General features: G+C 72.8%; 9 protein-coding genes. 2 read left to right on the forward strand and 7 right to left on the reverse strand.

Annotation, left to right across the window (positions count from 1 at the left end):
- On the reverse strand, positions 1-2941 hold a 2941-nt coding region (locus AKI01S_RS02300), incomplete at its 3' end, for an AfsR/SARP family transcriptional regulator (protein ID WP_067811769.1).
- 42 nt (positions 2942-2983) lie between these two features.
- Positions 2984-4174, reverse strand: coding sequence for an MFS transporter (locus AKI01S_RS02305; protein ID WP_169813894.1), 1191 nt, complete (start codon positions 4172-4174; stop codon positions 2984-2986).
- 416 nt (positions 4175-4590) lie between these two features.
- Between AKI01S_RS02305 and AKI01S_RS02310 the strand changes: the two genes are divergently transcribed.
- Entirely contained in the window at positions 4591-5619 is a 1029-nt protein-coding gene (locus AKI01S_RS02310; RefSeq protein ID WP_067811773.1) for a hypothetical protein, read from the forward strand.
- A gap of 57 nt (positions 5620-5676) precedes the next feature.
- Here the strand turns inward: AKI01S_RS02310 and AKI01S_RS02315 are convergent, their stop codons facing one another.
- The 5 genes from AKI01S_RS02315 to AKI01S_RS02335 form a co-directional block, all read right to left on the reverse strand.
- Positions 5677-6597 carry a carbohydrate ABC transporter permease gene (locus AKI01S_RS02315; RefSeq protein WP_067811781.1) on the reverse strand — a complete coding sequence of 307 codons (921 nt, stop codon included), beginning with the start codon at positions 6595-6597 and terminating at the stop codon, positions 5677-5679.
- 23 nt (positions 6598-6620) lie between these two features.
- Positions 6621-7997 (reverse strand): carbohydrate ABC transporter permease, encoded by a 1377-nt coding sequence (locus AKI01S_RS02320; RefSeq protein WP_067811774.1) that lies wholly within the window; start codon positions 7995-7997, stop codon positions 6621-6623.
- Position 7998: 1 nt separating this feature from the next.
- A complete protein-coding gene (locus AKI01S_RS02325; protein WP_067811776.1) occupies positions 7999-9315 on the reverse strand; it encodes an ABC transporter substrate-binding protein in 1317 nt (438 codons plus the stop codon).
- Positions 9312-10538, reverse strand: coding sequence for an ABC transporter ATP-binding protein (locus AKI01S_RS02330; RefSeq protein WP_067811778.1), 1227 nt, complete (start codon positions 10536-10538; stop codon positions 9312-9314). The genes AKI01S_RS02325 and AKI01S_RS02330 overlap by 4 nt, the downstream gene beginning before the upstream one ends.
- A 263-nt stretch (positions 10539-10801) precedes the next feature.
- Positions 10802-11923 carry a M24 family metallopeptidase gene (locus AKI01S_RS02335; protein WP_245681446.1) on the reverse strand — a complete coding sequence of 374 codons (1122 nt, stop codon included), beginning with the start codon at positions 11921-11923 and terminating at the stop codon, positions 10802-10804.
- Between the two features lie 236 nt (positions 11924-12159).
- Between AKI01S_RS02335 and AKI01S_RS02340 the strand changes: the two genes are divergently transcribed.
- A partial coding sequence (locus AKI01S_RS02340; protein WP_157419609.1) for an ANTAR domain-containing protein occupies positions 12160-12566 on the forward strand: 407 nt, incomplete at its 3' end.

Consider the following 12566-nt stretch of genomic DNA (forward strand, 5'->3'; position numbering starts at 1 on the left):
GGGCGTCGGCGAGGGTGCGCAGGGTCCGGACGAGGAACGGGACCCAGCCGCGGCCGCGCCAGACCTCGACCGAGCGTTCCAGGCGGGCGACGGCCGCGGGGATCTCGCCCGCGGCCAGGTGCAGTTCGCCGAGGACGGCCAGCGCGTCGGCGAGGTGGTGCCGGAAGTTGCCGGCGTGGCTGTGCGACAGCGCCAGCTCCGCGGTCTCCCGGGCCCGCCCGTCCCCCGTCGCCGCGAACAGCTTGGCCAGGTAGACCAGGGAGAACGTCTCCAGGTAGCGGTCGTCCATGTCCCGGGCCATCGCGATCGACTCGGTGAGCATCCGCTCGCCGGTCGCGATGTCCCCGGTGAGGGCGTGGGCCGCCCCCAGGAACTGCACGATCGTCGCGCGGAGGCGGGGGTTGCCGAGCTCGTCGGCGATCGCCAGCGCCCGTTCCAGGCAGGGCAGGGCCAGGTCCGCCCGGCGCTCGCCGTAGGCGACGGCCATCAGGTGGTGGGCGCGCGCCTGTCCTCCCAGGTACCCGGCGGACTCGGCGACGCGCAGCGCGCGCCGCGCCGTGGCCAGGGCCTCCTCCTCGGCCCCCTGGGCCACCAGGCCCCAGGTGATGAGGATCAGCGCGTCGGCCCTCCCCAGCGGGTCGTCCAGCTTGGTGAACATCTGCAGCAGCCGTTCCGCCGACTCGCGCATCCGCACCATGGCGGGGCCGTCCTTCTCCTGCGACGCCCAGGTGTTCACCTCCAGCAGCCCGCGCGTGAGCACGGCCTCGCCGCGCGCGTTCCTGGCGGCGCGGCAGAAGCGCAGGGCCCGCTCGTGCATGTGCCGCCAGTCGTCGTAGATCCCGCGGATGTCGCAGTACTTCTCCAGGCTCGCGGCCAGGTCCCAGGCCAGCTCGTCGAGCCGCAGGTCGCACGCCTGGTAGACCGAGGCCACCAGGGCCGGCAGCTCCGCGGCGAACCACGCCATGGGGTCCCTCAGCAGCCGCGCGGCGACCCGCGGGGGCAGCGGCCACCGCGCCGCGCCACCGTGCATGGCCGCGTAGGCCGGTCCCGGGACCCGGTCGGCGGCGCGCTCGGCCAGCCACAGCCAGGCCCCCAGCGCCCGCGCCAGGGCGGCGGTCCGCTGCCGGCGGGTGTCCTCGGCCGCGAGTTCCCGCGCGTACAGGCGGACCAGGTCGTGCATGCGGTAGCGCAGCTCCCCCGTGGCGTCGACGCCCGCCATGGCCACCAGCTGGGCGTCGATGAGCGTCTCCAGGTGGGGCCGGGCCTCGTGCGGCGGGACGTCCAGCAGCGCGGCGACCGTCCACAGGGCGAAATCGGGGGCGTCCAGCAGGCCGGTCAGCCGGAAGGCGCGCCGGGTCTCGGCGGGCAGCTGGCGGTAGCTCATGCCGAAGCTCGTGCGGACGGCCAGGTCGCCGAGGGCCAGCTCGTCCAGGCGGTTCTTCTCGTCGCGCAGCATCTCGGCGAGGTGCGACAGGGCCCAGTACGGGCGTCCGACCAGCCGCCCGGCCGCGATCCGGACGGCCAGCGGGACGTGCCCGCACAGCCGGGCGATCTCCGCCGCGACGTCCGGCTCGGCCGCCACCCGTTCCTCGCCGACGACCAGGGCGAGCAGGTCGACGGACTGCTCGTGGGTGAAGACCCGCAGGTCCAGCGGCACCGCGCCCTCCAGCCCGGTGAGGCGGTTGCGGCTGGTGATGAGCACGGCCGCGTTCGGGGTCCCCGGCAGCAGCGGCCGCACCTGCGCCTCGTCGGCGGCGTTGTCGAGCACGATGAGCACCCTGCGGTCGGCGACCCGGCTGCGGAACAGGGCGGTGCGCTCGTCCAGCGTGGCGGGCAGCCCCGTGCCGCTGATGCCCAGCGAGTACAGGAACCGGTCGAGCACGTCGGCGGGGTGGGTGGGGGCGCCGCCGTCACCGTGCAGGTCGACGTAGAGCTGGCCGTCGGGGAACGCGCCGGCCAGCAGGTGCGCCACGTGGACGGCGAGCGCGGTCTTGCCGACGCCGCCCATGCCCGCGACGGCGACGACGGGCACGGTCCGCACGCGCCCGCCGGAGGGGCGGACCAGGACGTCGACGAGCAGGGCGGCCTCCTCCGCGCGGCCGACGAAGTCGGGGATGTCGGGGGGCAGCTCGGCGGGGACCGGTGTGGGAGGCGGCGCGCCGGGTTCCGCGGCGGCCGGCCGGTCCCAGGCCAGCACGCGAAGGCGCGTCTGCTGGACCTGGTCGCTCGGCTCGACGCCGAGCTCCTGCCGGAGCCGGTCGCGGAGCCGCCGGTGGACATCCAGGGCCTGGGCGGGGCGCCCGCTGGCCGCCAGCAGTTCCATCAGCGCGGCGTGCAGGGGCTCGTCGAAGGGGTGCTCATCGGCCAGCTTGGCCACCGGGGCGATCGCGGCGTCGTGGCCGTCGGTGTCCAGGGCCGTGGCCGCGAGGTCCAGTCCCGCCTGCCGGATGTCGTCCTCGACGGAACGCACGAGGATCTCGGCGCGGTTGAGGCGTTCCACCCCGGCCAGGACCGGCCCTCGGCACAGTTCGAGGGCGGCCACGAGGGCGTCGCCGCGCTGGTGCGGGTCCCGGAGCCGGCCCGCCCGCTCCACCAGCTCCCGGAACCGGTGGAGGTCGAGCGCGGTCACCGGGAAGCGCAGCCGGTAACCGTCGTCGTAGTCGATCGAGAGCGTGTCGTCGCCGAGCCGTTCGAGCCACTTGCGCAGCCGCGACACCGCCACGTGGACCGACTCGCGGCTGGTGACCTCGGCGCGGTCCCCCCAGACCAGCCGGGTGAGCCGGTCGATGCGCAGCGCCTCCCCCTCGGCCAGGACCAGCACGCCGAGCAGCCCCTGGAGGACGGGCGACCGCGGCAGCGGCACCTCGGTTCCGTCGGCGCCCACCGAGAGCCGGCCCAGGACTCGGAAGGAGATGTTCCTGCGTTCGGGCTTGTCGGGCAACGACGCCTTCCTTGGTGCTGGGAGCGGAGTGTGCGACGTTCGTCATCGGACGGATCTGATCGGCAGGATCGAGGCCCCCGCGGCCAGGGCGCACACCGTGGCGAGGCCGAACAGCGCGGGGAAGCCGCCGAGCGGCATCGTCTGGGCCGCCGCCAGGGGGGCGACCGCGACCGCGCCGCTGCCGGCGATGTTGACCAGGCCGAGGTCCCTGGCGTGGTCCTGGGCGTGCGGCAGGACCTGGGTGACCAGCGCCTGGTCGACGGCGAGGTAGACGCCGTAGCCGGTGCCGAGCACCGCGCCCGCCCCCATGGCCGCGGACCAGTGGGGGAACGCCGCCATGGCGATCAGCGCCCCGGCCATGAGCAGCGTCCCGGCCACCACGAACGGCTTGCGGCGTCCCGTCCGGTCCGACAGCCAGCCCGCCGCGACGCTCGCCGCGACCGCGCCCGCGGTGTAGAGGAGGCTGAGCACGGCGACGCCGCCCGCGGGGTCGCCGACCCGTACCTCGTCGCGCAGGAAGTAGAGCAGGTACAGGGTGGCCAGGGAGGTCGCGAGCTGGGCGAAGAACCTGCTGGCCCAGGCCCAGGCGAAGGCGGGGTGTCGCCAGGGGCCGAGGTACAGGTCGCGCGGCGACCGTCCGGGCGGACGCCCGGAGGAGGGACCGGCGGCGTCCGGCCCCGGGGTCCGGGGCCCGTCACCGGCCAGGACCGCGTACGGCACGGTCAGGAGCACCACGAGGGCGCCCACCAGCAGGTACCCGTTCCCCGTCGACAGGCCCGCGACCAGCAGCGAGCCCACCACCAGCCCGAGCGGCATCGCCAGCCCGGCGACGGCCGACACCGTCCCGCGCCGGTGCACCGGCACCCGGTCGGCGACGGTGGCGCACAGCGCCGCGTGCATGCCGTTCACGCCGGCGTGCACGAGGACCCAGCACACGCCGACGCCGAGCAGCGACGACTGCGCCGGCAGGGAGAAGAGGGCGGCCGAACAGACCAGGGCACAGCCGACCACCCAGGGACGCCGCCGACCGAAACGCGATTTCGTACGGTCTGAAATTGCGCCGACCAGGGGGGCGGAAATGATGGCGGCGACGGCGGCCACCGTGACCACCAAGCTCAGCGACCTGACCTTGTGCGCCGGGTCCAGTGACTCGATGTGTGCGGGGAGCAGAATTTGGGTCGCCGCCAGCAGGCCGATCCACATCCCGAGCGTCACCAGGAACAGCGCGAGCACCCAGCGACCAGAAACGGATTCGGAATCGCCGGACGGCGCGCCCGAGGGGACCGTCACAGAAGATGTCGTCATTCGAACCGAATGCCCCGAGTTCCATCATCGTTACGGAAGAAACGTGTTCCCTGGAGAGCGCACAGCCACGGTGGAGAGTCCCATTTCCCCCATAAGTTGTCAAGTAAGCCTAAAAGAACAAACGTGCGTTTCTGCCTCTTAATTCCGTTGTGTTTCACGTTCGGCCGACCACTCAGACGCGCCGGACGCGTCGGCCGCTCCCGCCGGCACGGAGGATCTGCCATGTCGCGGGGGTTCTTCGTTTCGAGAAGCCATCTCTCGGCCCAATCGCACCAACAGCCCCGTCCAAATCGGCTTGAATCTCGCAGAGGCCGTAACCGGGCCGTCACCGAGGGAGATGACGCATGAGCATCGTGCTGAAGCGCGCGAAGAACCCCCCGCGTTCGCGGGTGCCGGCGGACGTCTCGGCCGAGCAGCTCGCGCGGCTGTCCGAGGCGAGGGTGCGGCAGATCAGGGCCGAGGCCGAGGCGCAGCGGCAGATCCGCGCCGCGGAGCTGGCCGACGAACGCGAGCGGCGGCGGCTGGCCGAGGAGGACCGCCGCCGGGCGAAGATCGCGCGGCGGCGGGAACGTGCCGAGAAGGCCGCCGCCGGGGCCGCCCTGGCCCAGCGGCTCCGCACGCGCCTGGTGCTCGTCGCGCCGATCCTGCTGGTGAACGCGCTGGCGGTCGGCGGCCAGATCGGGTTCGCCACCGAGCGCCTGCACTGGAACCTGGCCCAGGCCCTGGTGTTCGCCGGGGCGCTGGAGTCGGTCGCGATCTACATCCAGTGGCACGCGCACGAGGCGCGGCTGGCCGGGGACGCCGTGGCGCGGCTGACGGCGGCCTCCTACGGGGTGGCGCTGCTGGTGTCGGGGATCAACTACGAGCACTACACCGAGCACTGGCAGGTCCCCAACACCAAGGCCGTCACGTTCGGCCTGATGTCGCTGCTGTCGCCGTGGCTGTGGGGCATGCACTCGCGCCGCCAGCACCGCGACCGGCTGCGCGAGGCCGGGTTGGTGGACAGGCGCACCGCGCACTTCTCCGGGGCCCGCTGGCTGCACTTCCCGTTCCGGACCCTGGGCGCGCTGCGCTGGGCGGTCGCCCACGGGGTGCAGGATCCGGCCGCCGCGTGGGTGGGCTACGCCGCGCAGCGCCGGGACGACGCCGACTCTCGTCCGCTCCCCCAGGCGGAGCCTGCGACCGATCCGGTGACCGGGCCCGCCGCCGAGGAGGCGCCGCCGGTGTGGAGGGCCGCTCCGGTCGCGCTGTTCGTGCCCGCCTCGGCGGTCCCCGGCCGGATGGCCCTGGCGCCGGTGAAGCCGGAGGCGGCGCAGCGGCCCGTGGCCGACCGGGTTCAGAAGCAGCCGCTCAAGGCCGCCACGGCCTCGTGAGCCGGACGGCGACGGCCCGCCCCTCGGAGAGGGACGGGCCGTCGTGGGAGCTGGCCGCTACTTCACCGAGCCCGCCAGGACCCCCTGCACGAAGTACCGCTGGAAGGCGAAGAACACCGCCAGCGGGATCAGCAGGGACAGGAACGCGCCCGGGGCCAGGATGTCGATGTTGCCCGCGAACTGCCGCATCTGCGACTGGAGCCACTTCGTCATCGGCTGGGCGTCGGTGTCGGCGAACACCAGGGACACCAGCAGGTCGTTCCACACCCACAGGAACTGGAAGATGCCCAGGGACGCGATGGCCGGGCCGCCCAGCGGGAACACCACGCGGCGGAAGATGGTCCATTCGGAGCCGCCGTCCATGCGCGCCGCCTCCAGCAGGTCCCGGGGGATGCCCGCGAAGAAGTTGCGCAGCAGGAAGATGGCGAACGGCAACCCGAACGCCACGTGGAACAGCACCACGCCGGTGATCGAGCCCATCATCTGGAAGCCGCCGAAGTCGACCTTGCCGTAGAGCTCGGCGACCGGCAGCAGCGCCACCTGGACCGGGACGACCAGCAACGCCACCACCAGAAGGAACAGCCAGTCCCGTCCGGGGAACTCCAGCCAGGCGAACGCGTAGCCCGCCAGCGACGCGATCACCACGACCAGGACGGTGGACGGCACCGTGATCGCCACGGTGTTCCAGAACGAGTCGACGAAGTCGGCCTTGCCGAGCAGGTTCTGGTAGGAGTCGACCGTCAGCTGGGACGGCTTGGTGAACACCTGCCACCAGCCGCCCGCGTTGTTGTCGGAGTTGGAGCGCAGCGACACCACCAGCAGGCCGAAGGTCGGGATCAGCCAGAACAGCGCGACCAGGGCCAGCAGCGCCTGGGCGGCGCCGCCGCCGATCCGGGCGACCAGGCGGGCGGCCAGGCCGCGCCGGGGCGCCCCGGAGGCCGTGACCGTCTGGAGCTTGGCCGTGTCGACGGCGCCCATCTCGTCGGTCCTCTCCGCGGTGCTCATCTCTGCTCCTGCCGCAGCCGCCGGATGTTGAACAGCATGGCGGGCACCACCAGCAGGAACAGCAGAACCGCGATGGCGCTGCCGGCCCCCTGGTCGTTGCCGCCGCCGAACGCCTCGGTCCACATCTGCAGGGCGAGGACGCTCGCGTTGGGATCGCCGCCGCCGACGATGAACACCAGGTCGAACACCTTCAGCACGTTGATGGTCATCGTCACCAGCACCACCATCAGCACCGGGGCCAGCAGCGGGATGGTGACCCTGCGGAACACCTGCCACTCGGTCGCGCCGTCGACGCGGGCGGCCTCCATCGCGTCGCGCGGGATCGCGGCGAGCCCGGCGGCGATCAGCACCATCGCGAAACCGGACCACACCCACAGGTACGACACGATGATCGCGGGGGTGATGAGGGTGTCGCCGAGCCACTCGGCGCCCCGGTAGGCGGCGGTGAAGTTCTCCTGGGGCAGCCGGACGGTGACGGCCCCGTCGCCGACCTTCCGCAGGGTGAACGTGCCGTCGTCGCGGGTGGTGGCGGTGGCGACGACCTTGCCGCCGCGCACGGCCTCCACCTTGATCTTGGGCAGGCCGTTCTCCCCCGCGTTGGGGGCGTTGGGGGTGCCTCCGCCGCCGCGGGTGAAGTCGAACCACACCGTGCCGGTGATCTCGCCGGGCTTGGCGGCGGGCGGCTGGGCGGCGGGGGTCGGCTTGGCGGGCAGGTGCTCGGGCTTGATCCGCAGCAGCGGCAGCAGCGCGGTCTGCCCGGGGTTGACCGGGTTGGCGGTGACGACGGTGGTGCCCTCGGCCTTCACCGGCTGGTCCGCGCCGCCGCGGGGGCCCGCGCCGGGGTAGCCGGCGCTGTCGCGGAACATGTCGTGGACCGCGACCATCGCGGCGTTGGCGACGCCCTTGTCGGGGTCCTGCTCGTACACCAGCCGGAAGATGACGCCGGAGGCCAGGAACGAGATGGCCATCGGCATGAACACCACCAGCTTGAACGCCGACGACCACCGGATGCGTTCGGTGAGCACCGCGAACAGCAGGCCGAGGATGGTGACCAGGGTCGGGGCGACGACCACCCAGACCGCGGTGTTGCGGACCGAGACGAGGTTCTCGCGGCCCTGGAACACTCCGATGTAGTTGTCGATTCCGACGAACCTGTCGCCGCCGCCGTCGAAGAAGCTTCGGATCACCGAGTAGACGATCGGGTAGACGACCAGGAACCCGAGCAGGACCAGCGCGGGCAGCAGGAACAGCAGCGCCCGCCACGACGGTCCCTCGGTGGTCGCCGCCTTCCCGCGTCCGGACCCGCCTCCGGCGACCGCGGCGGCGCCGCCCGCCGTGGCGGCGGGCGACGCTTCCTTCTGCGCAGCACTCATGTCACTTGTAGGCCTTGGCGGCCTCGGCCTCGAGCTTCTCCTGGGTGCCCTTCACGTCCTTGGGGTTCTGCACGAACGAGCGCAGGCCCTCCCACATCCCCTTGCCGGGGGTGGCGCCGAACGCGGCGGGCGTCAGGTCCGACAGGTCGTAGCGGGCGGCGTCGCCGGCGGACTGGATCTGCTGGGCGAGCTGCTTGGCGATCGGGTCGCTGTAGGCGTCGGGGGCGACGTTCTTGTTGGGCGACAGGTAGCCGCCGAGTCCCGCCCAGACCTTGCCGGCCTCGGGCGAGGCCAGGAACTTCATCAGCTCCTGCGCGCCCTTGCCGTCCTTGAGCGCGACCGCGACGTCACCGCCCAGCAGCGCCGGGGTGGTGTCGCCGGCCTTGGGGAAGGCGAACACCTTGGCGTCGGTGCCGACCTTGGCCTTGGTGGTGCCGACGACCGCCGCGGCGAAGTCACCGCCGTAGACCATGGCGGCCTTCTTCTGGCCGAACACGTCGGTCACCGACCCGTCGAACTTGGTCTTGGTGGCCTGGGCCAGGCCACCGGCCAGGTACTCGGGCTTGCCCCAGATCTCGGCGAGGGTCTCCAGGGCCTTGCCGACGCTGGGGTCGGTCCACTTGATCTCGTGCTTGGCGAGCTTGTCGTACTTGTCGGGCCCGGCCTGCGACAGGTAGACGTTCTCGAACCAGTCGGTCAGGGTCCAGGAGTCCTGCGGCCCGGCGGCCAGCGCGAACGGCGTCTGCCCGCCGTCCTGCAGCGTGCCGCTGGCCTTGACCAGGTCGGCCCAGGTCGCGGGGGGCTGGACGCCGGTCTCCTCGAACGCCTCGGGCCGGTGCCACAGGATCGACTTGTAGGCGGCCTTCACCAGCACGCCGTAGGTCTTGCCGTCGGAGGAGGCCAGTTCCTTCCAGTACGGCGAGAAGTTCTTGTCGACCTCGGCCACCACGTCGGAGGCCAGCGGCTTGAGGCTGCCCTTGGCGGCGTACTGCTGGAGCAGGCCCGGCTGCGGCAGGATCGCCACGTCCGGCGGGGTCTTGGAGGCGATGCGCGGACCGAGGAACGCGTCGGTGTTCTCACCGGTGGAGGCGTAGGTGACCTCCGCGCCGGTCTTCTTGGTGAACGCCTCCAGCACCTTGCGGAAGTTGGCCTCCTCCGGGCCGGTCCACTTGGCCGCGACCTCGACCTTCACGCCCTTGAGGGGGCCGTCGCCGGCCGGGGCCGAGCCCTCGTCGGACTTGCCGCCGCCGCACGCGGCGGCCGACAGCATCAGCCCGGCCGCGACGGCGACGCCAGTCACACGCCTTGCGAACGTCATTCCTCGTTCCTCCCTGACGGGGCGGCGTCGGTTCCCCAGATCGCCGCTCCGGTGTCGATATCGAAGAAGTGCAGGCGGCCGGTGTCGACGCGGGTCGTCACCGGGTCGCCGACCCGGACGCGGGTGCGGGGGCTGAACCGCCCGACCAGGACGGTGCGGGGGGCCTCCAGCGCGCCGAGCACGTCGGTGCCGGCGTCCCGCGCCAGTTCCTTGGTGTCCTCGGTGACCACCTGCGCGGCCTCGACCGCGAAGTGCACCAGGACGTCCGAGCCCATGGCCTCCACCAGCTCGGCGGTGGAGGTCAGCGTCGTCCCCTCGGGCGCGTCCACCAGGGTCGCGTCCTCCATGTCCTCGGGACGGATCCCGACGACCACGTTGCGGCCGAAGTAGTCGCCCAGCGCGGGCCGCTCCGACAGCACCTTGTCGGGCAGCGCGAGGGACTGGCCGCCGATCTCCACGCGCGGGTCGTCGGCGTCGCCGGCGAACGTGCCCTGGACCAGGTTCATGGCGGGCGAGCCGATGAACCCGGCGACGAACAGGTTGGCGGGCCGGTCGTAGAGCTCCTGCGGCGGCGCGACCTGCTGGAGCTGGCCCTTCTTCATCACCGCGACGCGGTCGCCGAGGGTCATCGCCTCGGTCTGGTCGTGGGTGACGTAGATGGTGGTGACGCCGAGGTCGCGCTGCAGGCGCGCGATCTCGGCGCGGGTCTGCACGCGCATCTTGGCGTCCAGGTTCGACAGCGGCTCGTCCATCAGGAACGCCTGCGGCTCGCGCACGATCGCCCGGCCCATCGCCACGCGCTGGCGCTGGCCGCCCGACAGGTTGCGGGGCTTGCGGTCCAGATGGTCGGTGAGCCCGAGGACCCGGGCCGCCTCCTCCACCCGCCGGTGGATCTCATCCTTGGGCATCTTGCGCAGTGACAGCCCGAACCCGATGTTGTCGCGCACCGACAGGTGCGGGTAGAGCGCGTAGCTCTGGAACACCATCGCCAGGTCGCGGTCGCGCGAGGGCACGTGGTTCACGACACGGTCCCCGATGCGGACCTCGCCCTCGGAGATGTCCTCCAGGCCGGCGACCATCCGCAGCGCGGTGGTCTTGCCGCACCCGGAGGGACCGACCAGCACCAGGAACTCCCCGTCGGCGATCGTCAGGTTCAGGTCGGTCACGGCCCTGGTGCCGTCGGGGTAGACCTTCCCGACGCCGTTCAGGACGACCTCCGCCACGGTCCCTCCTCTGCCTTCCGGCCCCGGCCGGGAACACCCCGGCCCCGTCATGTTCCGCTCACCGGCACGCAACACATTCGTCACCGGAAAGCGATGATCACAACGAGTACCGGTCCCGACCCATGTCCGCAACACGAAGAAGGTCCGGGACGGCATTTGTTGCAAAGATCGTTATCTGACCGCGGACATGACGGGAGGGCGGGTCCCCTGTCCGGGGATCCCGCCCTCCGCGCGGCCGTCGCCGGGTGCCCGGCGCGCACCGATCAGTCCACGACCACCAGGTCCCGTTCGGTGTGGTTGAGGCGCTCGTATCCGGTGTCGGTGCACACCACGATGTCCTCGATGCGCGCGCCGTGCGGGCCGACGTAGATGCCCGGCTCGACGGAGAACGCCATGCCCGGCTCCAGCGGCTCGACGTTGCCCGAGACGATGTAGGGGTCCTCGTGGACCTCCAGGCCGATGCCGTGGCCGGTGCGGTGGACGAAGTGCTCCCCGTACCCGGCGTCCGCGATCATCTGGCGTCCGGCGGCGTCCACGGCCTCGGGCGTGACGCCCGGCTTGACCGCGTCGCAGGACGCCTGCTGGGCGCGGCGCAGCACCTCGAAGTAGGCGCGGTACTCGGCCGGGGGCTCGCCGACGCAGTAGTTGCGGGTGGAGTCGGAGCAGTAGCCGCTGGGCATCTGGCCGCCGATGTCCACCACGACCGGCTCGCCGGGCCGGATGACGCGGTCCGACAGCTCGGCGTGCGGGTTGGCGCCGTTGGGGCCGGAGCCGACGATGACGAAGTCGACGGTCTCGTGGCCCTCGGCGATGATCGCGTCGGCGATGTCGCGGCCGACCTCGCGTTCGGTGCGGCCCGGCCGCAGGAACTCCGGCACCCGGGCGTGGACGCGGTCGATGGCCGCGCCCGCCTCGCGCAGCGCGGCGACCTCGGCGGCGCTCTTGCGCATCCGCAGCCCGCGCAGCACGGTCCCGGCGGCGACCTGCTCGACGCCCGGCATCGCGGCGCGGAACCGCAGCGCCATGACCGCCCACATGCGGTCGGCGACCCCGACCCGGGCGCCCTCCCGCAGCAGGCCCGCCGGGAGCCGCCCGGAGACCAGCGCGTACGGGTCGTCGGTCTCGTCCCACGGCACCAGCTCCAGGTCCAGCGCGCCCGCCGGGGACTCCTGGGCGGCGGGCAGTTCCAGCCGCGGCACCACCAGGAACGGGTCGCCCTGCGCCGGGACGGCCAGGCAGGTGAGCCGTTCCAGGGGCAGCGCGTTGTACCCGGTGACGTACCGCAGGTCCGGGCCGGGCGTCAGCAGCACCGCCCCGAGGCCCGCCGCCGCGGTCGCCTCCTGGACGCGGGCCAGCCGCTCACGCGGATACAACTCCGTTGTCACATCCGTCTCCATCTCTCGGTCGCGGGTCCCGGCGGCGCGCGCCGTCCGGGCGCGCACCACGCGACGGGATCACCGCTTCCTCCCCCGTCACGACCAGGGCCTGTTACATTCTGTAGGTGATCCGACACTGGAATGTCCGCTTCGGATACCGCTTCAGCATCCCAAGGACCTGCGCGCCGTGTCACACCGGGCGGGCCCGTGGGACGGGCGGTCCCTGACCCCCCGGAGTCACCGCCATGCAGGAACGGACGCAGCGGGAGACGCAGCGGGACAGGACGCGGGAGGCCCGGGTCCGGGTGCTGGGCGCCACGGTGGAGCGGCTGCGCCGCGAGCTGGACGCGCAGCGCCGCGACGCGCGGTCGCGCACGGTGGTCGAGCAGGCCAAGGGGCTGCTGGCCGAGCGGTTCGGCTGCGGCGTGGAGACCGCCCACGACCATCTGCTGGAGCTCGCGGCGCAGGCGGGCGTGGAACCGGCGGTCGCGGCGGCGCTGCTGCTGGGCGCCGACGCGGACGCGCCGGCCGAGGAGGCCGCCCGCCCGGTCGCGGTGTTCGACCCGGCGACCTACCTGGACCCCGTCCCCGGTCCCCGGGGCGTTCCGGACGAACCGGTGCCGGACGGGCGTGTCGCGGACGAACCCGCCGG

The sequence above is a fragment of the Actinomadura kijaniata NBRC 14229 genome, from assembly GCF_001552175.1.
Classification (GTDB): Bacteria; Actinomycetota; Actinomycetes; order Streptosporangiales; family Streptosporangiaceae; genus Spirillospora; species Spirillospora kijaniata.